The organism is Phytohabitans aurantiacus, from assembly GCF_027923225.1.
GTDB lineage: Bacteria > Actinomycetota > Actinomycetes > Mycobacteriales > Micromonosporaceae > Phytohabitans > Phytohabitans aurantiacus.
Window position 1 is genome coordinate 236,626 of sequence record NZ_BSDI01000013.1, and the last position, 23,913, is coordinate 260,538.

The 23,913-nt window shown below is 70.4% G+C and carries 19 protein-coding genes; 10 read left to right on the forward strand and 9 right to left on the reverse strand.

Going from position 1 to position 23,913, the window contains the following annotated elements; all coding sequences use genetic code 11:
• The first annotated feature begins 54 nt into the window (after positions 1 to 54).
• A complete protein-coding gene (locus tag QMG73_RS16605) occupies positions 55 to 1,269 on the forward strand; it encodes an NADP-dependent isocitrate dehydrogenase (protein ID WP_281896471.1) in 1,215 nt (404 codons plus the stop codon).
• A 958-nt stretch (positions 1,270 to 2,227) separates the two neighbouring features.
• On the opposite strand, the gene QMG73_RS16610 is transcribed toward QMG73_RS16605, so the two are convergent.
• Positions 2,228 to 3,157, reverse strand: coding sequence for a S1C family serine protease (locus tag QMG73_RS16610; RefSeq protein WP_281896472.1), 930 nt, complete (start codon positions 3,155 to 3,157; stop codon positions 2,228 to 2,230).
• Positions 3,154 to 4,863 (reverse strand): aminotransferase class V-fold PLP-dependent enzyme, encoded by a 1,710-nt coding sequence (locus QMG73_RS16615; protein ID WP_281896473.1) that lies wholly within the window; start codon positions 4,861 to 4,863, stop codon positions 3,154 to 3,156. Before QMG73_RS16615 ends, QMG73_RS16610 begins: the two co-directional genes overlap by 4 nt.
• Before the next feature lie 112 nt (positions 4,864 to 4,975).
• Between QMG73_RS16615 and QMG73_RS16620 the strand changes: the two genes are divergently transcribed.
• The gene (locus tag QMG73_RS16620; RefSeq protein WP_281896474.1) at positions 4,976 to 5,296 is read left to right on the forward strand and encodes a hypothetical protein; all 321 of its coding nucleotides are present in this window, start codon (positions 4,976 to 4,978) and stop codon (positions 5,294 to 5,296) included.
• A gap of 213 nt (positions 5,297 to 5,509) precedes the next feature.
• Here QMG73_RS16620 and QMG73_RS16625 read toward each other — a convergent pair whose 3' ends face one another.
• The 4 genes from QMG73_RS16625 to QMG73_RS16640 all read right to left on the reverse strand — a co-directional run bounded on the left by QMG73_RS16625 (position 5,510) and on the right by QMG73_RS16640 (position 8,466).
• Positions 5,510 to 6,007, reverse strand: a complete 498-nt coding sequence (locus QMG73_RS16625; protein WP_281896619.1) for a GNAT family N-acetyltransferase — start codon at positions 6,005 to 6,007, stop codon at positions 5,510 to 5,512.
• Positions 6,008 to 6,012: 5 nt separating this feature from the next.
• The gene (locus QMG73_RS16630; protein WP_281896475.1) at positions 6,013 to 6,912 is read right to left on the reverse strand and encodes a ribonuclease Z; all 900 of its coding nucleotides are present in this window, start codon (positions 6,910 to 6,912) and stop codon (positions 6,013 to 6,015) included.
• A 438-nt stretch (positions 6,913 to 7,350) separates the two neighbouring features.
• Positions 7,351 to 8,007, reverse strand: coding sequence for a peptide-methionine (S)-S-oxide reductase MsrA (gene msrA / locus QMG73_RS16635; RefSeq protein ID WP_281896476.1), 657 nt, complete (start codon positions 8,005 to 8,007; stop codon positions 7,351 to 7,353).
• A 45-nt stretch (positions 8,008 to 8,052) separates the two neighbouring features.
• Positions 8,053 to 8,466 carry an HIT family protein gene (locus QMG73_RS16640; RefSeq protein WP_281896477.1) on the reverse strand — a complete coding sequence of 138 codons (414 nt, stop codon included), beginning with the start codon at positions 8,464 to 8,466 and terminating at the stop codon, positions 8,053 to 8,055.
• Between the two features lie 65 nt (positions 8,467 to 8,531).
• On the opposite strand from QMG73_RS16640, the gene QMG73_RS16645 reads away from it, so the two are divergent.
• Genes QMG73_RS16645 through ilvA form a run of 3 tightly spaced genes read left to right on the forward strand, consistent with a single transcriptional unit; the run spans position 8,532 to position 12,306 of the window.
• A complete protein-coding gene (locus QMG73_RS16645) occupies positions 8,532 to 9,671 on the forward strand; it encodes a cystathionine gamma-synthase (protein WP_281896478.1) in 1,140 nt (379 codons plus the stop codon).
• A 17-nt stretch (positions 9,672 to 9,688) separates the two neighbouring features.
• Positions 9,689 to 11,092: an amidase gene (locus QMG73_RS16650; RefSeq protein WP_281896479.1), complete on the forward strand. Its 1,404-nt coding sequence runs from the start codon at positions 9,689 to 9,691 to the stop codon at positions 11,090 to 11,092.
• A complete protein-coding gene (ilvA, locus tag QMG73_RS16655) occupies positions 11,089 to 12,306 on the forward strand; it encodes a threonine ammonia-lyase (RefSeq protein ID WP_281896480.1) in 1,218 nt (405 codons plus the stop codon). The genes QMG73_RS16650 and ilvA overlap by 4 nt, the downstream gene beginning before the upstream one ends.
• Positions 12,307 to 12,357: 51 nt before the next feature.
• On the opposite strand, the gene QMG73_RS16660 is transcribed toward ilvA, so the two are convergent.
• The 3 genes from QMG73_RS16660 to QMG73_RS16670 all read right to left on the reverse strand — a co-directional run bounded on the left by QMG73_RS16660 (position 12,358) and on the right by QMG73_RS16670 (position 14,449).
• Positions 12,358 to 13,296 (reverse strand): hypothetical protein, encoded by a 939-nt coding sequence (locus tag QMG73_RS16660; protein ID WP_281896481.1) that lies wholly within the window; start codon positions 13,294 to 13,296, stop codon positions 12,358 to 12,360.
• A 91-nt stretch (positions 13,297 to 13,387) separates the two neighbouring features.
• On the reverse strand, positions 13,388 to 13,888 hold the full coding sequence (gene greA, locus QMG73_RS16665; protein ID WP_281896483.1) for a transcription elongation factor GreA: 501 nt from the start codon (positions 13,886 to 13,888) through the stop codon (positions 13,388 to 13,390).
• 126 nt (positions 13,889 to 14,014) lie between these two features.
• Positions 14,015 to 14,449: a DUF4307 domain-containing protein gene (locus QMG73_RS16670; RefSeq protein WP_281896484.1), complete on the reverse strand. Its 435-nt coding sequence runs from the start codon at positions 14,447 to 14,449 to the stop codon at positions 14,015 to 14,017.
• 143 nt (positions 14,450 to 14,592) lie between these two features.
• On the opposite strand from QMG73_RS16670, the gene mca reads away from it, so the two are divergent.
• The 5 genes from mca to QMG73_RS16695 all read left to right on the forward strand — a co-directional run bounded on the left by mca (position 14,593) and on the right by QMG73_RS16695 (position 23,892).
• Positions 14,593 to 15,459 (forward strand): mycothiol conjugate amidase Mca, encoded by an 867-nt coding sequence (mca, locus tag QMG73_RS16675; protein WP_281896620.1) that lies wholly within the window; start codon positions 14,593 to 14,595, stop codon positions 15,457 to 15,459.
• A complete protein-coding gene (locus QMG73_RS16680) occupies positions 15,459 to 15,707 on the forward strand; it encodes a hypothetical protein (RefSeq protein ID WP_281896485.1) in 249 nt (82 codons plus the stop codon). Before mca ends, QMG73_RS16680 begins: the two co-directional genes overlap by 1 nt.
• A 236-nt stretch (positions 15,708 to 15,943) precedes the next feature.
• A complete protein-coding gene (locus QMG73_RS16685) occupies positions 15,944 to 18,457 on the forward strand; it encodes an EAL domain-containing protein (RefSeq protein ID WP_281896486.1) in 2,514 nt (837 codons plus the stop codon).
• A 1,223-nt stretch (positions 18,458 to 19,680) separates the two neighbouring features.
• Positions 19,681 to 21,798: a thioredoxin domain-containing protein gene (locus tag QMG73_RS16690; RefSeq protein ID WP_281896487.1), complete on the forward strand. Its 2,118-nt coding sequence runs from the start codon at positions 19,681 to 19,683 to the stop codon at positions 21,796 to 21,798.
• 30 nt (positions 21,799 to 21,828) lie between these two features.
• The gene (locus QMG73_RS16695; RefSeq protein WP_281896489.1) at positions 21,829 to 23,892 is read left to right on the forward strand and encodes a class II glutamine amidotransferase domain-containing protein; all 2,064 of its coding nucleotides are present in this window, start codon (positions 21,829 to 21,831) and stop codon (positions 23,890 to 23,892) included.
• Positions 23,893 to 23,913: the final 21 nt, after the last annotated feature.

Here is a 23,913-nt window from a genome sequence, read left to right on the forward strand (position 1 = left end):
TGTGCAGTACGCTCGTACTGCTTAATGAATTCCCGCGAGAGGAGCGCCGGCGCGATGGCGAAGATCAAGGTGAACAACCCAGTCGTCGAGCTCGACGGCGACGAGATGACCCGGATCATCTGGAAGCAGATCCGGGAGCAGCTGATCCTGCCTTACCTCGACGTCGAGCTGGAGTACTACGACCTCTCGATCCAGCACCGCGACGAGACCGACGACCAGGTCACCGTCGACGCCGCCAACGCCATCAAGCGCCACGGCGTGGGCGTCAAGTGCGCCACCATCACGCCGGACGAGGCGCGGGTCGAGGAGTTCGGCCTGAAGAAGATGTGGCGCTCGCCCAACGGCACCATCCGTAACATCCTCGGTGGCGTGGTCTTCCGCGAGCCGATCATCATGTCGAACGTGCCCCGGCTGGTGCCCGGCTGGACCAAGCCGATCATCATCGGCCGTCACGCGCACGGCGACCAGTACAAGGCCACCGACTTCGTGGTGCCCGGCCCCGGCACGGTCACCATCACGTACACCCCGCAGGACGGCTCGGCGCCGGTCGAGTTGGAGGTCGCCAACTTCCCCGGTGGCGGCGTGGCCATGGGCATGTACAACTTCGACGAGTCGATTCGCGACTTCGCGCGCGCCTCGTTCCGGTACGGCCTCGACCGCGGCTACCCGGTGTACCTGTCGACGAAGAACACGATCCTCAAGGCGTATGACGGGCGCTTCAAGGACCTGTTCGCCGAGGTATTCGAAAACGAGTTCGCCTCGGAGTTCGCCGCCGCCGGCATCACGTACGAGCACCGGCTGATCGACGACATGGTGGCCGCCGCGCTCAAGTGGGAGGGCGGCTTCGTCTGGGCGTGCAAGAACTACGACGGTGACGTGCAGTCCGACACGGTGGCGCAGGGCTACGGGTCGCTCGGCCTGATGACCTCGGTGCTCATGGCTCCCGACGGCAAGACCGTCGAGGCGGAGGCGGCGCACGGCACGGTCACCCGGCACTACCGGCAGTGGCAGAAGGGCGAGAAGACCTCGACCAACCCGATCGCGTCGATCTTCGCGTGGACGCGGGGCCTGGCGCACCGCGGCAAGGTCGACGGGACGCCGGCGGTGACGGAGTTCGCGGAGAAGCTGGAGCAGGTCTGCGTCGAGACCGTCGAGGGCGGCCAGATGACGAAGGACTTGGCGCTGCTGATCTCGCGTGACGCGCCGTGGCTGACGACCGACGAGTTCATGAACGCCCTGGACCAGAACCTCGCCAAGAAGCTCGCCTGACACGGGTGTAACCGCGCCCGCGCCCGCCGCGCGCGGTGGGCACTGCGGGCGCCGTGCGCACCGCGCGTGTCCTGCGCGCCGTGCGCACCGCGCGTGCCCTGCGCGCCGTGCGCACCGCGCGTGTCCTGCGCGCTGTGCGCACCGCGCGCGCCGGCTTTCGTCGATCAAGGGCGAATGCACGTGGTTGGATCGCCAAACCGCGTGCATTCGCCCTTGATCCTTGCGATTGCCCTTGATCGGCGGTGGTTCCGCGCTGTAGCGCCCCGCGCCGGGCCCGGGCCGGCCTGCGCGCCCCGCGCGGAGTCCGCAGCGTGGCTTGGTAGGGCAGGCTGGGATCTGCGTCCGGATATATCCGGCTTGGTGGGGCGCAAGATCCCAGCTCACCCCACCAAGCCACGCACGCGGTCAGATCTTGGAGCTGGACCGTCGCCATAGCGACGGTCCAGCGCCAAGGTCTCGTGCTTCGCAATGTGTGGCCGCGAATCGCGGCCTTCGTCGCCGCCATTACGGGCAGCGCGGCGAAACGTGGCGCGACGGCGATCAAGGCCGATCTCATCGATCAAGGGCGAATGCACGTGGAAATGAGATCCAACCGCGTGCGTTCGCCCTTGATCGGCGTGCTCGGCGTGGCGACACGCCGTGCTGGGCTGGCTTGGGGGCCGACGCGTGCGGAGAAGAGATCCAACCGCGTGCGTTCGCCCTTGATCGGCGTGTGTGGGGCGTGGCGACACGCCGTCATGGGCGGGCGGTGGCGCCGGGGAGAGGACGGGCGCGGGCTGGGTTGCCTCTCTTTCGCCCACCTGTGGGTGGCCCGGAGGGCCAGGGCTTCTTGATCGGCGGGCTGGCGGCGCGGGGCCGAGTGCGGCGCGGGGCGGGGCGCGGGGGCGGTGCGGGGCCGGGGGGCGAGGGCGGGGGCGGGAAGGGTGGGAGTAGGGGTGGGTGGGCTCGCCGTGGGGAGTTAGTTCAGTTCGGCGGGGACGGTCACTACGTCTACTAAGGCGCCGCGGCGGAGGAGCGTTACGGGCATGCGGGTGCCGATTGCCGGGCCTAGCATCAGGCGCTGGAGCGCCTGCACGTTCGACACCGGGCGCCCGCCCGCGGAGATGATCACGTCGCCCAGGTAGATGCCCGCTACGCCGGCCGGGCTGCCGGGTACGACCTCCACGACGCGCAGGCCCATCTTCTGCTCCAGCCGCTCGGCGATCGGGGGCGGCAGCGGAATGGGTACGCCCGCCACGCCCAGCCAGGCACGCCGTACCCGGCCGGTCGACACCAGTTCGCCGATGATCTGGCGAGTGTTCGGGTTGATCGGCACGGCGAGCCCGAGCCCGTACCCGGCGACGGCCGTGTTGACGCCGATCACCCAGCCGTTGGAGTTGGCGAGTGCGCCGCCGGAGTTGCCCGGGTTGAGGGCGGCGTCGGTCTGGATCACGTCGTCGATGAGGCGCACGTTGCGGCCGTCGCGGGCCGGGATGGAGCGGCCAAGGCCGGACACGACGCCGGCGGTCACCGAGCCGGCCAGGCCCATCGGGTTGCCTACCGCCACCACGAGCTGCCCGATCCGCAGCCGGTCGGCGTCGCCGAGCTCGGCGGGCGGGGCGCCGGTTGCGCGTACCCGGAGGACAGCGAGGTCGGAGAGCGGGTCCGCGCCGACCACGTCGAACCGGGTTTCCAGGCCGTCGCCGAATGTGGCCGTGCCACCCGTGGCGCCGGCGACCACGTGTGCGCTGGTGAGCAGGAACCCATCGTCGGTGAAGGTCACGGCCGATCCGGCGCCCGCGCCGCGGGCCGTGCGTACCGCGAGAGCGGCCACGCTGGGCAGAACCTTCTCGGCGACGGTGGTGACCACCTGGGAGTACGCGTCGAAGACGTCCTGTTCGGTACTCATGACCTCCGGAACGCGGCCGGACGCCGGTCAATGTCCGGATCCGCTGTGAGCGAACACGCCGGCAGCTCGAACCAGCGCAGCTCTTCGAAGTGCGGTGACACCGCCTCGCCCGGGTGCCCGTCGAGATCCGGCTCGGGCAGGCTGAGCAGCAGGTCGCGGGCGTACGCCAGATAGCCGGCGAGCGCGTCCTCGTCGGCCCGTTCGTGGTGGCAGGGCCAGGACAGCCGGCCATCCTCGTCGTACCGGAGCTGGCCGAGCCGCAGCGGTGGCTCCACGACGCCTGCGCGGTGCCGCCACAGCGCTGTGTGCGGGTCGAACCGGTACTCCGGTAGGAGTTTCCACCCGTGGGAGGCGACGAGGTCCACGGCGTCGATCAGGTACCCGCACACCACGTCGGTCAGGAAGTAGTTGAAGCTGACCCGTACCCACCCGGGCTTGATTCCCTCGCAGCCCGCGACGATCTCCGCCTCGTACCGGTGCGAGAGCTCCAGGTCGACGCCCAGCAGCCGGTGTCCGTACGGTCCCGCACATGAGCAGCCGCCGCGCGACTGGATGCCGAACAGGTCGTTGAGCACGGCCACGACGAAGTTGTGGTGCAGGCCGCGGCCGTTCGGGCGGCGTATCACGAAGGAGAGGATCGAGAGCCGGTCAGCGGTCAGGTTGCCGAGGATCTGGATGGCCGGATTCGCGCTCCAGATCGTGACCGCCCGGCGCAGGAACTGCTCCTCCTGCTCGCGGATCACGTCCGTCCCGACGGCCCGCTTGAGCTGAAAAACGAGGCCGGCGCGGATGGACTCGACGATCGCAGGCGTGCCGCCCTCTTCCCGGTGCGCCGGGTCGGTGAGGTAGTGGTGCTCGTACGCGTTGACATAGTCGACCGTGCCGCCTCCCGGCACCGTCGGCACCCGGTTACGCAGCAGCTCACGCCGCACCACCAGCACGCCCGGCGTGCCCGGCCCGCCCACGAACTTGTGCGGCGACAGGAAGATCGCGTCCTTGCCGTCGATGCGGATGTCGACGTACGGGCCGGCGGCCGCGTAGTCCCAGAACGACAGCGCGCCGTGCCGGTGTAGCAGCGCGGCGATCGCGTCGGTGTCGGTGAGGATGCCGGTGACGTTCGACGCGGCCGAAAAGGACCCGATCTTCAAGGGCCGGTCCGCGTACCGGATCAGCGCCGCCTCCAGCGCGTCCTGATCGACATGGCCGTCGTGATCTTCGGGAATCAGCACGAGATCCGCGATCGATTCGCGCCACGGCAGGTCGTTCGAGTGATGCTCGTACGGTCCGATAAAGACCACTGGACGTTCGTGCGGCGGGATCTGGTCGCGGAGGCCATAGGCGTCGTCGAGCGCCGCCGGCAGCCGCAGGCCGAGTACCGAAATGAGCTTGTCGATCGCACCGGTGGCACCCGATCCGGCGAAGATGACGACGGTGTTCTCGTCACCGCCCACGCAGTCGCGGATCATCGTCCGGGCGTCTTCGCGTAGGCGGGTGGTCTGTAGTCCGGTGCCGGACGATTCGGTGTGCGTGTTGGCGTATCGTGGCAGCACCTCGTCGCGAATGAACTCTTCGATGAAGCTGAGAGCGCGTCCGGACGCGGTGTAATCGGCGTACGTCACGCGGCGCGGACCGTACGGACCCCACATCACCTGGTCGTCACCGATGACCGCTTCGCGTACGCGGCGCAACAACGGCGTGTCGCCCATGACTCATTATCGCCCCACTCAAAAGTGGAAATTTCGGGGAGTCGCACATCCTGTCCGGTTGCGGTCAGGCGCCGGCCGGTTGACTAGTCGTAGCTCCCGAAAGGGGGAACGGATGGTCAGCGTGGACCAGACTGAGCCGGCCGACGTGGTGGACCGCCTGTTGTGGCGGGACGCGCAGTACATGCTCGGGCGGCACGCACAACCCAACCAGGCCGGTGAGTGTGTCTGGTGCGGCTCGGAGTGGCCGTGCCCGCCCAGGAGACTCGCCGAGCGTGCCGAGGCGGCATCCCGCCGGCCCTGGCGCGAGGCATGGACGGCTCGGCACGACCTCAACGGGCTACGCGCACTGCCCAGCTGGCGCGAGAGACCCGGTGGAGGCCGGTGGCGGGAGCGACATGCCCCTGCGAACCGAGGCTCCTTCGACCAACCATGACCCATATTCGGCGGTGACGCCCCGGTGCCCCGCCAGCACCGTGGCGACCCGCGAAACACCCACCCAGCAGTCCGGTGGCCAGCATGCCTCCGCTGGTCCGACGCCTCCGGCCAGGCGTTCCCCCGGTTTGGGTGGGTATGGCGGGCGAGAGTACGTGATCGCCGGTTCCCCCGCATGCATCGATCACGTACTCTCGCCCGGCCAGTTTCCGTTCTACGGCAGTGGCCGGGCGTACCGCATCTGCCGCACGAGCGCCGAGCCGATGTGCTCGTCGCGCTCGACACCCTCTGGCGCCCAGCCGCCCCGCTCGTAAAAGTGCCGGGCCCGCGCGTTGCCGGTGAGCACCCACAGCACCGCCCGGCGCCAGCCGCTCGCGGCCAGCTTCGCGAGAGCGTCGCGCATCAGCAGCTTGCCCACGCCGCTGCCCAGCCGATCAGGGTCGACGTGGATGGCGTTCAGGATGCCCGTATCCGGCTCCTCGTCGGGCCCAAGATAGGTGAACCCGACGACCACCCCGCCCGCCTCGGCCACCGTGAGCTGGTAATTGTCTTTCTCGTACCGCCATCGCTCGACCCAGTAGTCGACCATCGCGTTCGCTGGCATGGCGGTGAGATCGTCGACCGGGATGAAACCCGAGTACGCCGTCAGCCTCGACCGGAAATGCAGCTCACCGACCGCGGGTAGGTCGTCTTCGGCACCGGCTCGGATCATGACGGTCACGCCGTCGAGGGTAGCCGCGGCGGCACGGGTACCCGCATGAGATCTTCGGCGATGACCAGCTCGCCGTCGAAGTGCTCGCGCGCCTCCGCGGCGAAGCCCGCCGGATCGTCGTACCGCTGGCTGAAGTGCGTCAGCACCAGCCGGCGTACCCCGGACTCCGCCGCCACGCGCGCCGCCTGCGCCGCGGTCAGGTGGCCGGCCTGCGCGGCGGTCGCGGCGTCCTGCGACCGGAAGGTCGCCTCGATGATCAGCAGGTCCGCGCCTTCGGCGAGCGCGTAGACGTTGTCGCAGAGGCCCGTGTCCATCACGAACGCGAAGCGCTGCCCGGGGCGCGGGGCGCTGACCTCGGCGAGCGTCACCCCGCGGAGATGTCCGGCACGAATGAGCTCACCCACCGCCGGGCCGGAGATGCCGTGGGCGGCCAGCTTGTCGGGCAGCATGCGGCGGCCGTCGGGTTCGATCAGCCGGTACCCGTAGGTCTCGATCGGATGGCGCAGCCGCCGCGCTTCCATGGTGGTGCCCGGAATCGGCCCGTCTGTGGTGATTGGCTGCTCGCGTACGTCAGCGGTCTCGTAGAAACTGGTGGCGTGCCGCAGCGCCCTGAAGAACCCGGTGCCGCTGGCGGGAAAGTGCGCGGTGACGGTGTGCGGCACCCGGTCGAGCGACAGCCGCTGGATGACGCCCGGCAGGCCCAGGCTGTGATCGCCGTGGAAGTGAGTGACGCAGATCCGGGTGATGTCGCTGGCGGCCACGCCCGCCCGCAGCATCTGCCTCTGCGTACCCTCACCCGGGTCGAAAAGAATCCCCTGGTCATCCCAGCGCAGGAGGTACCCGTTGTGGTTCCGTTGACGGGTCGGCACCTGGCTCGCCGTGCCGAGGATGATCAGCTCACGCACGCCAGATATTAGACAACCCCCGGGGCTCCCACGCTTGTGCGTGGACCGGCTGGACTAGGCCGGAACCCCGGGGGTCGGGTGTCTGACTTGGTTTCGCCGCACCGCTGTCACACGGTCTCGACGACGTGCTGTGTCAAGGACAGCGGCTAGCGGACAGCCACCTCACGAGTCCTATAGCTACACAAAGCCGGACCACCTCCCTTCCCGTGTACCGCCACGCTATCCACTACGCGAGGAGATCGGCAACGCCAATTTCCCCGCTCCCCACCGCCCGCTGCGCCGCCCGTCCGCGCCGCCCGGTCCCCGCCGCCTGTCCGCGCCGATCAAGGGCGAATGCACATGGTTCGATCTCTTTTCCGCGTGTTTTCGCCCTTGATCCATGCACATGGCCTTGATCGACGCGGCCGGAATGCGCCGCGCGTGCACCGCAGAGCCGGATCAGGCGCGGGCTACGCCGATTGGGCAGGTCATGCCGTTGGGGCCGTGGTTGCAGTACCCGTTCGGGTTTTTTGCGTCGGAAAGGTACTGCTGGTGGTAATCCTCCGCGAAGTAGTACTCCCGCAGGGGCTCGATCTCGGTGGTGATCTCGTCGCGCCCGGCCGCTCGCACCACCGGCGCGAACGCCTCGCGGGACGCCTCCGCCACCTTCGCCTGAGCGTCGGACGTGGTGTAGATGGTCGAGCGGTACTGGGTGCCGACGTCGTTGCCCTGGCGCATGCCCTGGGTCGGGTCGTGGTTCTCCCAGAAGACCTTGAGCAGCTGCTCGTACCCGATTTTCGCCGGGTCGTACACCACCTGGACCACCTCGGCGTGGCCGGTGAGGCCGGAGCAGACCTCCTCGTAGGTCGGGTTCGGGGTGCTGCCACCGGCGTAGCCCACCGACGTGGATATCACGCCGGGCAGGCGCCAGAAGAGTCGCTCAGCGCCCCAGAAGCAGCCCATCCCGAAGACCGCCACCTCGGCGCCGGCGGGCCAGGGGCCGGTCAGCGGGGTGCCGAGGACGGTGTGGCGCGCGGCCACCGGCATCTCGGTGGTGCGGCCGGGTAGGGCCTGGTCGGGGGTGGGTAGGTCGATTTTCACGCGTCGTAGGAACACGGGTTGACACCTCCGACATGGGTAACGCCAAGGGCCGCCCAAGCCTTACCCGAGCGCTGCGGCGATCTTCTCGGCGTACAGGCTGGCCTCATCATCAGACGTGTACCGCGTCCGGGGCCAGAAGAAACCGCGGAGGCCGTCGCCTTTCGTCCGCGGTACCACGTGGGTGTGGAGGTGCGGCACGGACTGCGACACCTTGTTGTTCATGGCGACGAAGGTCCCGCCCGCACCGAGGCCGGCCTCGACGGCGAGTGACAGGCGGCGCACCAGGCCGAAGTAGGGCTCCAGGTCGCCGGTGGGCAGGTCGCCGAGGACGGCGACGTGCGTGCGCGGCACGACCAGGACGTGGCCCTTGAAGACCGGCCTGGTGTCCAGGAACGCGAACCCGCCGGGCTCGTCGGCGACCACGAACCCGGGTACCGAGCCTGCGACGATGCCACAGAACAAGCATTGAGCCATCCGGGAAGGGTAGAGCCTGCGCGGCGAGTGCGAGGGTCGGCTGGGGGAGGACTAGCCTCGACCTAATGACGTACGGGTTCGACACGCTCGCCATCCACGCCGGCCAGGAGCCGGAGGCGCGCACCGGCGCGGTGGTGCCGCCGATCTTCCAGACCAGCACGTTCGCGCAGGACGCGGTCGGCGAGCCGCGGCTCGGCTACGAGTACGCGCGCTCGGGCAACCCGACCCGCGACGCGCTGCAGGAGTGCCTGGCCGCCCTGGAGGGCGGTCGGCGCGGGCTGACGTTCGCGTCGGGGCTCTCGGCCGAAGACACGCTCCTGCGCACCGTCTGCCGGCCCGGCGACCACGTGGTGATCCCCGACGACGCGTACGGCGGCACCTACCGGCTGTTCGCCAAGGTGGCCGAGCGCTGGGGGCTGAGCTGGACCGCCGCGCGCATCTCCGACATCGACCAGGTGCGGGCAGCGGTCACCGACAAGACGAAGGTCATCTGGGTCGAGACGCCCACCAACCCGCTGCTCGGCATCGCCGACATCGCCGGGCTCGCCGGCCTCGCGCGCGAAAATGACGCGCTTCTGGTCGTGGACAACACGTTCGCGTCGCCGTACCTTCAGCAGCCGCTCGCACACGGCGCCGACATCGTGGTGCACTCGACGACGAAGTACATCGGCGGTCACTCCGATGTGGTCGGTGGCGCGCTCGTCGTGTCCGACCCCGGGTTGGGCGACGAGTTGGCGTACCACCAGAACGCCATGGGCGGCATCAACGGCCCCTTCGACGCGTGGCTGACCCTGCGCGGCGTGAAGACGCTCGGGGTACGCATGGATCGGCACTGCGACAACGCCGAGCGCATCGCGGCCTATCTCCAGCGGCACCCGAAGGTCGCCCAGGTCCTGTACCCGGGCCTGCCCACCCACCCCGGCCACGAGACCGCGGCGAAGCAGATGCGCCGCTTCGGCGGGATGATCTCCTTCCGCGCGGCGGGCGGCGAGGGGGCGGCTGTCGACGTCTGCAACCGGACGAAGCTCTTCGTGCTCGCGGAGTCGCTCGGCGGGGTCGAATCCCTCATCGAGCACCCCGGCAAGATGACACACGCGAGCGCTGCCGGCTCGCCGCTTGAAGTTCCCTCGGATCTCGTGCGACTGTCGGTCGGCATCGAGACCGCCGACGACCTTCTCGCGGATCTGGAGCAGGCGCTCGGCTAGCCCAAGGGGAGGGGCCCGTGCAGGAGACGTGGGTCGGCGCGACCGCGAAGCAGATCGCGCGTGCCGTGCGGCGCGGCGACGCCTCCGCGACGCAGGTGGTCGCCGACCATCTCGACCACATCGCGACCGCCGACGCGGTGCTGTCCGCGTTTCGCGTGGTGCGCGGCGGTGAGGCGATCGTCGAGGCGGAAAAGGTCGACGAGCAGGACGACCTAGCCAACCTGCCGCTGGCCGGCGTGCCGGTCGCGGTCAAGGAGAACACGGCCGTCGCCGGCCTGCCCACCTGGAACGGCTCGGCGGCGGCTCGCGGCCCGGTGGCCGAAGACGACCACGAGGTGGTTCGCAGGCTGCGGGGCGCGGGCGCGGTGGTGCTCGGTGTGACCCGCATGCCCGAGCTTGGCCTGTGGGCGACGACCGACGACGAGTCGGGCACGACCCGCAACCCGTGGCGCACCGACCGCACCGCCGGTGGCTCATCGGGCGGCTCAGCGGCCGCGGTCGCTGCCGGGCTCGTGCCGTTTGCCCACGGCAACGACGGGCTCGGCTCGATCCGCATCCCCGCCGCCTGCTGCGGCCTGATCGGGCTCAAGCCGGGGCGCGGCGTGGTGCCCTGCAATCTTGGCGCCGACGACTGGTACGGCCTCACCGAGCATGGCATCCTCGCCACCACTGTGGCGGACACGGCGGTCGGGTTCGCGGTGCTCGCCGGCCGCCGCCCGGAGAAGCTGGTCGAGCCGCAGCGGCTCAAGGTCGCCGTCTCGCTGCGTTCGCCGGTCCGCGGCGTGCGGCCCGACAAGCCCAACCTCGACGCGGTCGCCGAAGCGACCCGCCTGCTGGTCGCCGCCGGGCACGACGCCGTCACCGCCGACCCGGTGTATCCGACGTCGCTCGGGCTGCGCGGCATCGCGACCTGGTTCGGGGCCGCTTGCCGCGACGCCGAGGCCGCCGGCCTCGATCGAAAGACCCTCCAGCCACGGACGCGCCGGCACGTCGCCCTCGGCGCGTGGGCACTACGCAAGGGGTACGTCCGGGAGGCGGATCGCGCGGGATGGCGCGACCGGTCCATCGGCTTCTTCTCCGACCACGGCGTCGACCTGATGATCACCCCTGCGCTGGCGAGCGCACCCATCGCCGCCGACGGCTGGTCGCGCAAGTCCTGGCGAGCCAACATGGTCGCCAACATCCGGTACGCGCCGTACGCCGCACCCTGGAACATCGCCGGGCTGCCCGCCCTGGTCGTACCCGTCGGCATGCGCCCCGACGGGTTGCCCGTGGCGGTGCAGATCGTCGGGCCGCCCGGTTCGGAGCTGACGCTGCTGGCGGTGGCGGGGCAGTTCGAGATGATCGCGCCCTGGCAGCGGCACGCCTCGACGTGGCCGCGTGCGGGCCGGTCAGCCGGTGGTGCGACGATCGGGCAATGAGCGAGCTCCTGACCTTGGGCGACATCGAGGCCGCCCGAGAGCTGCTGAGCGGGGTCGTGCGGACCACGCCACTCGAACCGTCCCGCCCGCTGTCCGCGACCATCGGGGGTCCAGCCTGGCTCAAGTGCGAAAACCTGCAACGCGCCGGCTCGTACAAGGTGCGCGGGGCGTACGTGCGCATCGCCCGGCTGTCACCGGAGGAGCGGGCCCGCGGCGTGGTCGCCGCCAGCGCCGGCAACCACGCCCAGGGCGTCGCGCTCGCCGCCGGGTTGCTCGGCGCCGTCTCCACGGTCTTCATGCCGGTGGGCGCGCCGATCCCGAAGGTGTCGGCTACCAAGGGCTACGGGGCACGCATCGAGTACTCGGGCATCACGGTCGACGACGCGCTGGTGGCCGCCCGCGAGTTCGCTGAGCGTACGGGGGCTGTGCTGATCCACCCCTTCGACCACCCGGACGTGATCGCCGGTCAGGGCACGGTGGCGCTGGAGATCCTCGAGCAGTGCCCGGACGTCAAGACGATCGTGGCCGGGCTGGGCGGCGGCGGGCTGCTCTCCGGTATCGCGGTCGCCGCCAAGGCGCTCCGGCCAGACGTGCGCGTGATCGGCGTACAGGCCGAGGGCGCGGCCGCGTATCCGCCGTCGCTGCGGGCAGGGACACCCGTACGGCTGCCGAAACTGGACACGATCGCTGACGGCATCGCGGTGGGCTGTCCGGGCGAGCACACGTTCGCGCACGTGAGCAAGCTCGTCGACGAGGTCGTGACGGTGACCGAGGAAGACATCTCCCGGGCGCTGCTGATGCTGCTGGAGCGCGGCAAACTGGTCGTGGAGCCAGCGGGCGCGGTCGGGGTGGCGGCTCTGATGTCCGGCGCCGTGAAGGCGGAGGCGCCCACCGTCGCCGTGCTGTCGGGCGGCAACATCGACCCGCTTCTGCTGCTGCGCGTGATCGAGCACGGGCTGACGGCGGCTGGCCGGTACCTGCGGTTCACCGTGCACTGCGGCGACCAGCCGGGGCAGTTGGCTTCCCTGCTCGCCCTGATCGCCGAGCACCGCGCGAATGTGGTGGACGTACAGCATCAGCGGGTGAGTCCGCGGTTGCGGCTGGGCGAAGTAGAGGTTGCGCTTTCCGTCGAAACGCGCGGCCCGGAACACGCCGAAAAGCTCATTGGCGTGATGCGCGCCAACGGATACGAAGTGACTTTCCGCTCCGCATAGCCAAGCAAAAGGCGCCCGTCGCAATCGCGACGGGCGCCTTTCTGAATCTGCTTACCGCCAGCTCGGCTTGGTCTTCTTGACCAGCTGCGCGCGGGCGGCTGCCGCGCTGCTTACCGCGCTCTGCGAACTGGCCGTCGCACCGGTCACCGTGAACTCCGGGTTGACCGAGCCGTCGCCCACCACGAACGCCACCACGTCGAGGAGGAAGTGCGTGGTCTGGCTGCTGAAGACGGACAGGCCGGACGCGACCGCCGTGTCGTCCCAGCCGGACCCGCTGAACACGAAGTTCGACAGGTTCTGCCCCGGCGAGTAGTTGACGTTCGACACCGTCGGCCGGGCCGTGTTGTACGGCCACACGGTCAGGAAGCCTGCGGCACCCTGCCCGGTGACGGTAGCGGTGAGCAGCACCGCGGTCGGGAAGAACGCGATGTCACTCAGGTCGACGCTGACCGACCGGCCCGCGATCAGGCGGCCCGCGCTGTCGAGGTTGCCCGCCGCGTTGAGGATCCGCGCACGGCCGGCAAGGTTGCGGGTGTCGACGACCCGGGTCGGGTTGATGGGCACGATCGTGTTCGAGTTGAACGTCGTGTGCACCGCGTGGGAGAACGTGAACGTCGGGTACTGCACCGACACCCAGGGAAGACCCAGCTCGTCGGCTGCGATCGAGCCGGCCGGAGCCTCGTCGTTCAGCCAGTTGCCGTGCGGGACGAGCTGGACGGCCGGACCGACCGCGACCCCACCCTCGGGCCCCGTCTCGTTCGGGTTGGACAGGATGAGCGTCGGAGCCGTCGGGCTGTTCGACGTGACCGTGGTGCTCGCCGTGCCCGCGTTGTTGGTGGCGCCCTGCACCACCGGGTCGCCCGGGGCTGCCTGGGCGGGCGTTGCGGCCACCGCACCCGCAACGCCAGCACCCGCGACGCCCGCAGCCACCGTGCCGGCGCGGCGCAGGAGCCGGCGGCGATCCACGGTGGACTTTTCGGACTCTGCCATTCGTTTACCTCCCCATGAAGGAGACTCACGGTTCGTGAGCCGACGGCGATCCTCGCAAGGGAAGCGCGTGTCGCGCTATCCGTCGAACGTCTTAGCCGCCGAACGGCTTGAACTCGACCACCGTGACCTTGATGTCTGCACCGCTGGGAGCGGTGTAAGTCACGGTCTGGCCGGGCCGTGCGCCGAGAATGGCCTGTCCTAGGGCGGATTCTGGGCTGTAGACGGTCAGATCGGTGGTGGCCGCGATCTCCCGGGACCCGAGCAGGAATGTCTCGGTGTCGTCGGTGTCGTCGTCGAAATGGATGGTCACGACGGTGCCGGGCGCGACCTTGTCGGCCTTCGGGGCTTCGCCGACGCGGGCGGTGCGCAGCAGCTCCTGGAGCTGCCGGATCCGCATCTCGGCCTTGCCCTGCTCTTCCCGGGCAGCGTGGTATCCGCCGTTTTCGCGCAGGTCGCCTTCTTCGCGTCGCGCGTTGATCTCAGCGGCCATCGCCGGACGGGCCGCGATCAGTTCGTCGAGCTCGGCCTTCAGGCGGTCGTGCGCGTCCTGGGACAGCCAGGTGGCCTGCGCCTGGGGGTCGGTGGTGGACACAGACGATCTCCTCGGGTGGGCTAACGGGCAAACAAATAAGAACTACCAACTTACCAGCGACTGACACCACCGGAATTACGCGATTTTTTCGGCGGCTGAACCGGGTCAGTCGCGCCGGTCAATTCGCTAGTCGGCGGCTCTGCAGCGCACCACTTCGCCGATCACCGGGCGTGCGCTGGTCGCGAGCCGGTATCGGGTGAGCGGGCGGGTATCACCGGCTGACGCGGCGACCTGTACCTCTGCCTTGCCGACCTCGGCGCCGTCGCGCGACCGGGCTCTCAGTACGCAGAGCGCCTTGCCGCCCTCCGGCACGTTGACCCGAAATTCCAGGTCGATACCGGTGTCGCTGATGCCGGAGTAGCTGGTCACCTGGGCGTTGTACGACGGATCGCCGTACTGCTGGTAGAGCCGGATGGCGAGCCCGACGCCAGCGGCGACCACGGCCGTGACCAGCAACGCGACCAACCACCGGCGCTGCCTACGCGGCTCCCGCCGGCGGCCGTACCGGCCGGGCGGGAACACCGGGGCGCCGGCGGTGGTTGTGGGGTGCGTCTCGGTCACCGGGTGGATCTCCTGCGACTGTTGTCGGGGGCATCGGCCAGAATGGCAGAGGGTCCGTTGCTGTTCCCATCTTGTCAGCACGTGACCGACGGGGAGCCGGCAGGTCGTGAGGGAGTTTTTCGTTGTCTGAGCAACTGCGTCTGATGGCTGTGCACGCACATCCGGACGACGAGTCCAGCAAGGGCGCCGCCACCATGGCGAAATACGTCGCCGAGGGCGTGTCCGTGCTGGTCGTTACGTGTACGGGGGGCGAGCGGGGCAGTGTGCTCAACCCCAAGATGGACCGGCCCGACGTGTGGGAAAACATCGCCGAGATCCGCCGCGCGGAGATGGACGCCGCCCGCGCGATCCTGGGTGTCGACCAGGCGTGGCTCGGCTTCGTCGACTCCGGCCTGCCCGAGGGTGACCCGCTACCGCCGCTTCCCGACGGCTGCTTCGCGCTCCAGGATGAGCAGGCCGCGGCGGCGCCGCTCGTGCGGATGATGCGCGAGTTCCGTCCCCACGTGGTGCTGACGTACGACGAAGAGGGCGGCTACCCGCACCCCGACCACATCATGTGTCACAAGATCAGCATGGTGGCGTTCGACGCGGCGGGTGACGCCGAGCAGTTCCCCGAGATGGGTGAGCCCTGGCAGCCAGCCAAGCTGTATTACCAGCACACGTTCACGCGGACCAAGTTCGTGGCGCTGCACGAGGGGATGATCGAGGCCGGCCTCGAATCGCCGTACGCGGAGATGCTGGAGCACTGGGAAGACGACGGGCGCGACAAGAGCGGCCGGATCACCACCCGCGTCGAGTGCGCCGCCTACTTCCCGCTGCGTGACGACGCGCTGCGGGCGCACGCGACCCAGGTCGACCCCGACGGGTTCTTCTTCCGGGCACCACTGGAGATCCAGCAGCGCATCTGGCCGACCGAAGACTTCGAGCTGGTCACCTCGCACGTCGACAGCCCGGTGCCGGAGACCGACCTGTTCGCGGGGGTCCGCCCGCCTGCGCGTACCGTGGAGTGATGCTGACGGCTGCACAGGTGCTCGCGGAGAACAACTTCGGCGACACGCGCTCCGGTGGCCTTGCTGGGCCCATGGGGTTGTTCATCATTGTGCTGCTGGCGATCGCGACTGTGCTGTTGATCCGGAACATGAACGCTCGCCTGCGCCGGCTCCCCGGCCGGTTCCCGCAACAGCAAGATCAAGAGGAGCGGGTGGTCGAGTCCGCGGGCACTGTCCTTGATCCGACAGATCGTGAGTCCAGCTCCTGACCGTGTTGTAGGGGGTAGAGCGCTCCCAGCGCCCGGATCGGCGACCTTCTTGGTAAACCGACCCGGCGACCCCTGTTGCGCCCATCCCGTTTGGCTTAGCCTTCCGCCGGGGGCATTGTCCCCGGAACTGCGGGTTGGAAGGGGACGCCGATGATGATTCGTCGCGAATTCCTTCCTTCTGTCCGGATGCGTCGCACCAAAAACGCCGGTCGCAGGCCGGCGGTTCGGAGTGACTCGTGACGGCCTCCCGCGAGGGCACCGCTGGGGCGGGCCGGACCCTCGTGCTCACCCTGATCGTGCTCGCCGCCGCACTCTCCGCAGCCGTGGTCGGTCTTGTCACCCCGGCAGACGCCCCGCCGGCGGGTCCGCTATCGCCGCTCAGCCGGCTCGGCATCGCCGCAGGCGTGATGGCGGTCGCCCAGCTCGCCCGGCTGCGCCTCCGGGTGGCTTCCGGCCTGGTCAGCGTCACGTGGGGCGAGGCCGCGCTCATCATCGGCCTGTACCTGGCGCCCGCCGGCTGGCTGCCGGCCGCCACGTTCGTGGGTGCCGGGCTCGCCTGGCTCCTGCTCTCGTTCTTCTCCGACCGCCGCACGCCCATCGAGATCCTCCACGTGACCGCCTCGCTGACCGTCGCGGTCGCGCTGGCCACCACGGTCACCACCGCGTTCGGCGACCCGTTCAGGCAGCCGCTCAGCCCCGCGCTCGCCGGTGCCCTGGCGCTCGGCGCGCTCGTGTACCTGCTGGTCACCGGCTGGCTGGCAGCCCTCACGCTGTCGCTGCGGCACGGTCGCCCGATCGGGGCGCTGCTGCTTCGCGCGCTGCGCGGCAAGCTGCTGATGTTCGTCGGCAACGTGCTCGTCGGCCTCGTCGTGATCGCGATGCTCGACCGCGATCCCCGCTGGCTCCTGCTCCTGCCACCCGCTCTGTGGCTCCTCCAGCAGACATACGGCCACCGGCTCCGCGCCGAAGACGAGCGGCGGCTCTGGCAGTCGTTCGCCGGTGCCACGAAGGAGCTCAACCAGCTCGACGAACGGGCCGTCGCGACGGCGGGCGTGGCCGGCGCGCTCACCCTCTTCGGTGCCGAGCGGGTCGACGTCGAGGTGCTGCGCCCCGACGGCGGTCGCCGCCGGTACCGGGGTGACGGCGTCTCGGCCCTCGAAGAGACCGACCTGCCGGCCGACGCCGCTCCTGACACCGCTGACGACGGCGACGAGGTCGAGGTGCGACCGCTCGCGGTCGGCGGAGTGCCGGTCGGCGACCTGCGAGTCCGCTTCGCCCGGCCGATCGGTCCAGACGCGGACGCGCGCGACCAGATGGCGCTGTCCGCGTTCAGCGACGCGCTGGCGTCCGCGCTGCATGACGCCGCGACGCATCGCCAGCTCCAGATCATGACCGAGCGGGCGCGGTACGAGGCCGTGCACGACCAGCTCACCAAGCTTGCCAACCGTGCGGCCCTGCTCATGAAGGGCGACGTCGCGCTGCGGCGGCTCGACCGTGACACGCCGGTCGCGCTGCTGCTGCTCGATCTCGACCACTTCAAAGAGGTCAACGACACGCTGGGGCACGCCGCCGGCGACGACCTCCTTCGGGCCAGTGCGGCGCGGCTTGACGCGCTGACCCACTCCGGCGAGCTGCTGGCGCGCCTCGACGGCGACGAGTTCGCCCTGCTGGTGACCGGGCTCGACGACGGCGAGTCGCCGATGCCACAGGCGTTGCGCCGGGCCCGCCGGATCGTCGAGGACCTGGCCGCACCCACCGAGATAGCCGGCGTGACGATGTCGGTCGAGGTATCGGTCGGCGTGGTCGTGGCCGCCGCCGGCACCGCCGACATGGCTGAGCTGGTACGCCGCGCCGAAAACGCCATGTACCAGGCCAAGACCGGCGGCGACAGCGTCGCTTGGTACGACAGCGCCAAGGACGAGGCGAGCACCGATCGGCTGGCCCTGCTGGCCGAGCTGCGCGAGGCACTCGAGGTCGACGACCAGCTCGTCCTCGCACTCCAGCCTGCCGTCAACCTCAGCACCGGCGCGCCCACCGGCGTCGAGGCGCTGATCCGCTGGCGCCACCCCCGCCGTGGCCCGCTCAGCCCGGTCGACTTCGTCCGGGTGATCGAGGGCAGCGACCTGCTGGGGCCGTTCACCCGGTACGTGGTCGACAAGGCGCTCACCGTCGCGGCCGAGTGGGCCTCGCACGGCATGGATGTGCCGATCTCGGTCAACCTCTCCGCCCGCAGCCTCCTCGACCCGCGCCTGCCAGCCGACATCGCCGAGCGGCTGCGCCGGTACCGGGTGCCAGCCCACCGGCTGGTCCTGGAGATCACCGAAACGGTGGTGCTCAGCGAGCTGGAGATCATCGACGAGGTGCTCGGCGCCCTGCGCGACCTGGGCGTCCAGCTCTCGGTCGACGACTTCGGCACCGGATTCTCGTCGCTGACGTTCCTGACTCGGATCGCGGTCGACGAACTCAAGGTCGACCGGTCCTTCGTGCGAAAGATGGCCGACTCGCCCGAGGCCGCCGCGATCGTGCGGACCACCGTGGGGCTCGGGCGCGAGCTCGGCCTGCGGGTGGTCGCCGAGGGCGTAGAGACCGCCGACCAGCGCGCCGCCCTTGCCGCACTCGGGTGCAGCGCCGCGCAGGGGTACCACTTCTTCAAGCCGATGCCGGCCGAAAAGATCGTGGCGGTACTGCGCTCCCTGCTCGACTCCGCGCAGGCCCAGGTCTTCCCCCTCCGCGCCGACGGCGCGTCCTAACCTCGTCCGGCTTCGGCCTTTCGGGCCTTTCGGGCCTTGCCCAGCCTTTGCCTGGCCTTTTCGGCATCGCCCGGCCTTTGCCTGGCCTCTTCTCGTCGATCAAGGGCGAATGCACGTGGTTGGATCTCTTTATCGCGTGCATTCGCCCTTGATCCATGCAGATGTCCTTGATCAACGCCGTTGAGTTAAGCGTTGCGGTGCTGTGTCAGGGCTCCGACGCGCACGACCAGACCCTCGCGGCCCGCGCCACGACCGGCCGGATTGCCCGATTCCACCTATGCCCGCCGAGATCTTGAACAGTTATTGCTCGCCAGAGAGAGCAATAACGGTTCAAGATCTCGGCGAATGAACCACCCTTGACGGCGGTCCGGCTCGCTTAACTCAACGGCGTTGTGTCCTTGAACGGCGGGTCGTCCGCCTGCCGTAGGCGGACGGTCGCCGGCTGCCCGCCACGGACCGCTAGTGGCCTCCGGCCGCCAGTTCCGGCCGCCGGGCGCTCGCGCTGCGTGCCTGGCGTGCATCGCGCCGGTGCGCGGTGCGCCGGCGGTGTGCTTCGCCCTCCGCTGGCTTGTGGGAGCTGGACCTCCGGTCCAGCTCCGTCTCGAGCAAGGAGGCAATGCCGCCGAGTTCGGCGAGCCCGACCGCCGTACAAGCCGGGCCATTTGTGTATCCGCTGGAGATACCGGGCATTCCGTCTGGTGGTGGCGCTGGCGGGCGGGTTCGGATCGTGCGTTGCCGCAGCCTTGACTGCGCGCCGGAGCGCGTGGCGCAAGGGCGCTGATCAACGAGACGGGGCCGTTGTTTCAAGCGCGCGGGCCCGAGGGCAGCGCGCCGCGCTGTGAACGTTTATGGCTGCTCCAGCAGCCATAAACGTTCACAGCGCGAGAGACCCGGCGGACGGATCGGGACGATCCGGTCGGGTGGCGGCGCCTAGCGGCGCCGGGCCGCGGTGGTCCGGCTTGACGCGGCGCCAGAGCCCTTACTCAGCGGCGCCGATCAAGGAGATCTGCATGGATTAAGGGCGAATGCACGCGGAAAAGAGATCCAACCGCGTGCATTCGCCCTTGATCCATGGAAAGAGCCGCGCCAGCGCGCCGTGGGCGGTGCGCCGTGGGCGGTGCGGCGTGGGCGGTGCGGCGTGAGCGGTGCGGCGTGGGCGGTGCGGCGTGGGCGGTGCGGCGTGGGCGGTGCGGCGTGGGCGGTGGGCGGGATAGCTTCGCGGTATGGGCAACAGACTGGCTGACGCGACCTCCCCCTACCTGCTGCAGCACGCTGACAATCCGGTCGACTGGTGGCAGTGGAGTGCCGAGGCGTTCGCGGAGGCCAAACGGCGGGACGTGCCAGTACTGATTTCGGTGGGATACGCGGCCTGTCACTGGTGCCATGTGATGGCGCACGAGTCGTTCGAGGACGACGCCGTCGGGCGGCTCATGAACGAGAACTTCGTGTCGATCAAGGTGGACCGCGAAGAGCGCCCCGACGTCGACGCCGTCTACATGACCGCCACCCAAGCGATGACCGGTCAAGGTGGCTGGCCGATGACGGTGTTCGCCACGCCGGACGGTCAGCCCTTCTTCTGCGGTACCTATTTTCCCAAAGCCAATTTTGTCCGTCTCCTGGAGAGCGTCACGACCGCGTGGCGCGACCAGCGAGACGATGTCGTGAAGCAGGGCGCGGCCGTGGTGGAGGCGGTCGGTGGAGCGCAGGCGGTGGGAGGGCCGACGGCGCCGTTGACGGCCGAGATACTCGACGGCGCGGCTGAACAGCTCGCGAAGGAGCACGACGAGTCGCACGGTGGTTTCGGTGGGGCGCCGAAGTTTCCGCCGCACATGAACCTGCTTTTCCTGCTCCGGCACCATCAGCGTACGAAGTCTCCGGAGAGCTTGGAGATCGTGCGGCACACCGCCGAGGCGATGGCCCGGGGCGGCATCTACGACCAGCTCGCGGGCGGTTTCGCGCGGTACTCGGTCGACGCCACCTGGACAGTGCCGCACTTCGAGAAGATGCTGTACGACAACGCGCTGCTGCTGCGGGTGTACACGCAGCTGTGGCGGTTGACCGGTGATGTGCTGGCCGCACGGGTGGCCGCCGAGACGGCTGCGTTCCTGCTCGACGGCCTCGGTACGCCCGAAGGGGGTCTCGCGTCGGCGCTGGACGCGGACACGAACGGCGTCGAGGGTGCCACGTACGCGTGGACGCCGGACCAGCTACGTGAGGCGCTGGGCGACGAAGACGGCGCGTGGGCGGCGGACCTGTTCGCGGTGACTGCCACGGGAACCTTCGAGCACGGCACGAGCGTGCTGCGGCTAGCGAGGGACATCGACGACGCAGCTGCGAGCGGAGGCGGCGTGACCGCGAGCGGAGGCGGCGTGACCGCGAGCAGAGGCGACGTGACCGCGGGCGAAGGCGACGCGGCTGCCGGGAACGGACAAGCAGCGGCGACGGAAGGCGGCGCAGCCCAGACGATTGTGGAGCGTTGGGAGCGGGTGCGGGCACGGCTGCGTGCGGCTCGCGACGAGCGGCCGCAGCCGAGCCGCGACGACAAGGTGGTCGCCGCGTGGAATGGGCTGGCGGTGACCGCGCTCGCCGAGCACGCGATGATCACCGGTGACGCGGTGACGGCCTCCGCCGCGACCAGGATCGCCGGGGTACTTGCCGACCGGCACCTGGTAGACGGGCGACTGCGGCGGGTGTCGCGGGACGGTGTCGTGGGCGAGCCAGCCGGCGTACTGGAGGACTACGGCGCGGTGGCCGAGGGCTTCTGCGCGGTGCACCAGTTGACCGGTGACGGGCGCTGGCTGGACCTGGCGGGGGAGCTGCTCGATACCGCGCTGGCCCGGTTCGGGGCGGGCAATGGCGGGTTCTACGACACGGCCGACGACGCCGAGCAGCTGGTCACCCGCCCGGCGGACCCGACCGACAACGCGACTCCCTCGGGGCTGTCCGCGATGGCGGCGGCGCTGACGGCGTACTCGGCGTTGCGGGGAGAGTCGCGCTACCGGGAGGCGGCCGAGTCCGCGCTGGCGACCATCGCGCCGATCGCCGCCCGGCACGCGCGGTTCACCGGGTACGCGGCGGCGGTCGGCGAGGCGCTGCTGTCCGGCCCGTACGAGATCGCGGTCGTGACCGGTGAGCCGGTGGCCGACGAGTTGGCGCGGGCCGCGTACCAGTACGCCCCGCCCGGCGCGGTCGTGGTGGTGGGGGCGTCCGACCAGGCCGGTGTGCCCCTGCTCGCCGACCGCCCGATGCTCGGTGGCCGCCCGACGGCGTACGTCTGCCGGGGGTTCGTCTGCGACCGCCCAGTCACCACGACCGGGGAACTTGTGGCGCAGCTCCGGTAAATAAGGGACATATCGGCCTAACATCGGCTAATGGCCGGAATCGCTGGCACCTTCTACGCGCCCACAAGCGGGCCCGCCCGCACCAGAGCGAGCACCCAAACGAGTACACGAGCGAGCACACCTGAAGGCCCGCTCAAAGCACTGTCCACCGCGCTCGCCCGCCGCGGGCCCGACGTGGCGACCTGGCACGCGGGTGGCGCCGCGCTGCTGGTGCGCGCCGCCATGCCGGCGGTACACGAGCAGGACGGCATCGCCGTGGTGGTCGACGGGATCGCCGAGGTCAGCGCGCTGGCCAGCGGGTACTCCACCCGGGGCCCCGCCGCGCTGGTGGGCGGCGCCGAGCCGTACGCGCTGATCCTCGCCGACCCGGCCCGCGGCGGGCTGGTACTCGCGCGCAACGGCGACGGCCCGCCGCTCTACTACGCGGAGACGGCGAACGGGGTGTTCGCCGCCTCGGAGCCGGCCGCGCTGCTGGCCGCCGGGGTCGCCGCCGAGCCGGACGAGGGCGTGGTGTCGCGGTTCATCGCCACGGGCGCCTGCGATGACACCGCGGCCACGTTCTACGCGGGCATCCGCCGGGTGCTCCCCGGGGAGATCGTCGAGATCACCGGCGGTGTGCGTACCCGAAAGACCGCGACGGCGCGCGACGGAGGCGGACGGTTCGCGCGGCCGGTGCTGGACGCGGCGCTCGGTCGTGGCCGGATCGGCGTGCGGTTCGGGCACGGCCTCGCGGGCGCGGCCACCGTCGGCGCGGCGCTGGCCGGCGCCGGCGGACCCCGGCAGCTGATGATCTACTCAGCAACGTTCCCCGGACTCACGACGGCGGCCGCCGACTACGCCGCGGCGGTACTCGGACCGGTCGCGGCCAGCGGCGCGCGGCACCGCGCCCAGCCGTTCTTCGCCGACGAACTCGACCTCGACGCCCTCCTCGCCGACCTCGGCGAACCGGTCCCCGACCTCGACAGCTACCTCATCTGGGCGACCGCTCGGTCGACCGCGGGGGAGGTCGACACGCTGATCGACACGGCCGGCGGCGGCGCGCACCTGGCTCGGATCGCCGACCGGCTGGAGAGCCGCTACGGCGTCACCGTGCGGTTCCCGCTGCGCGCGCTCGCGTCGACCGGTCCGGTCCTGCGGGCCGAGCTCGCGGCGATCGTCGAGGGCACGCTCCCGACCGCCGCGGCGCGGTTCGCCACCGGCAACGCCGCGCACAGCCTCCAGCCGCCGATGCGCGACCTGCTCCTGCGGATGCGCGCGGAACTGGCCGCCGTGCTGCTCCACACGCGCCTGCCGGGCTCGCATCGTGCGTCCAGGACCGCGCTGGCCGCGCTCTTCGCGGACGGCCAGGTCGACACCGGCGCGCTCTTCCGCCGGTACATGGTGGAGCGCTGGCTGCGGTCGGTCGCGCCCGCCGAACCGCCTCGCCCCGCGCCCAAGCCCGAGAAGCGGGCCGGCGGCGCCACCTGGACCCGTTCGGCGATCGCCACGGAAGCGTTCGCGAGCGGCGACAAGCTGCCCGAAAAGGTCGCCTGGTACGTCGGCGAGCGGCTGGCCGAGGCGGGCCGCAAGGCGTACCGCGAGAAGTGGTGTGTGCTGGTCGCGGCCCGGCCGGTCGCGGTCGTGCAGGGCCGCGCCCGCCCGGTCTGGGACATCCGGCCCGGCGCCCTCGCGCGGACGCTGCACCGGTTCGCCCGGCCGTCGGCCGGGCTCGACAGCCCATGGACGGCGCAGGTGGCGGTCGAGCAGGTCGGCCCGCTGCGGGCTGCGTTCGGTCCAGCCGCTTCGCATGGTGTACGCGGACCCGCCGTCGACGCCGTGGCGGTGGTGCTGCCTCCCGAGTCCCCCGATCGGGTGGCCGCCGACATCATGGCGGCGCTGCGCACCACGCTGCCCGAGGAGGCGTACGCCACGCTCGCCGGTTGCGCGATCGCGGGCTCCGCCGGCGTACTGGCCGTCGCCGGAGACCTGTCTCGCGAGGCCGCCGAGGCCCTGTGCGCCGACGATCCGTTCCCCGTGGGCGGGCCGATCGTGGTGGCGTTCAGCACCCCACCAGCGCGTAAGGGAGGCCGTCCTCGTACGAGGGGCAAGAAGTGAGCGACTAGGCTGGCGGCCGAA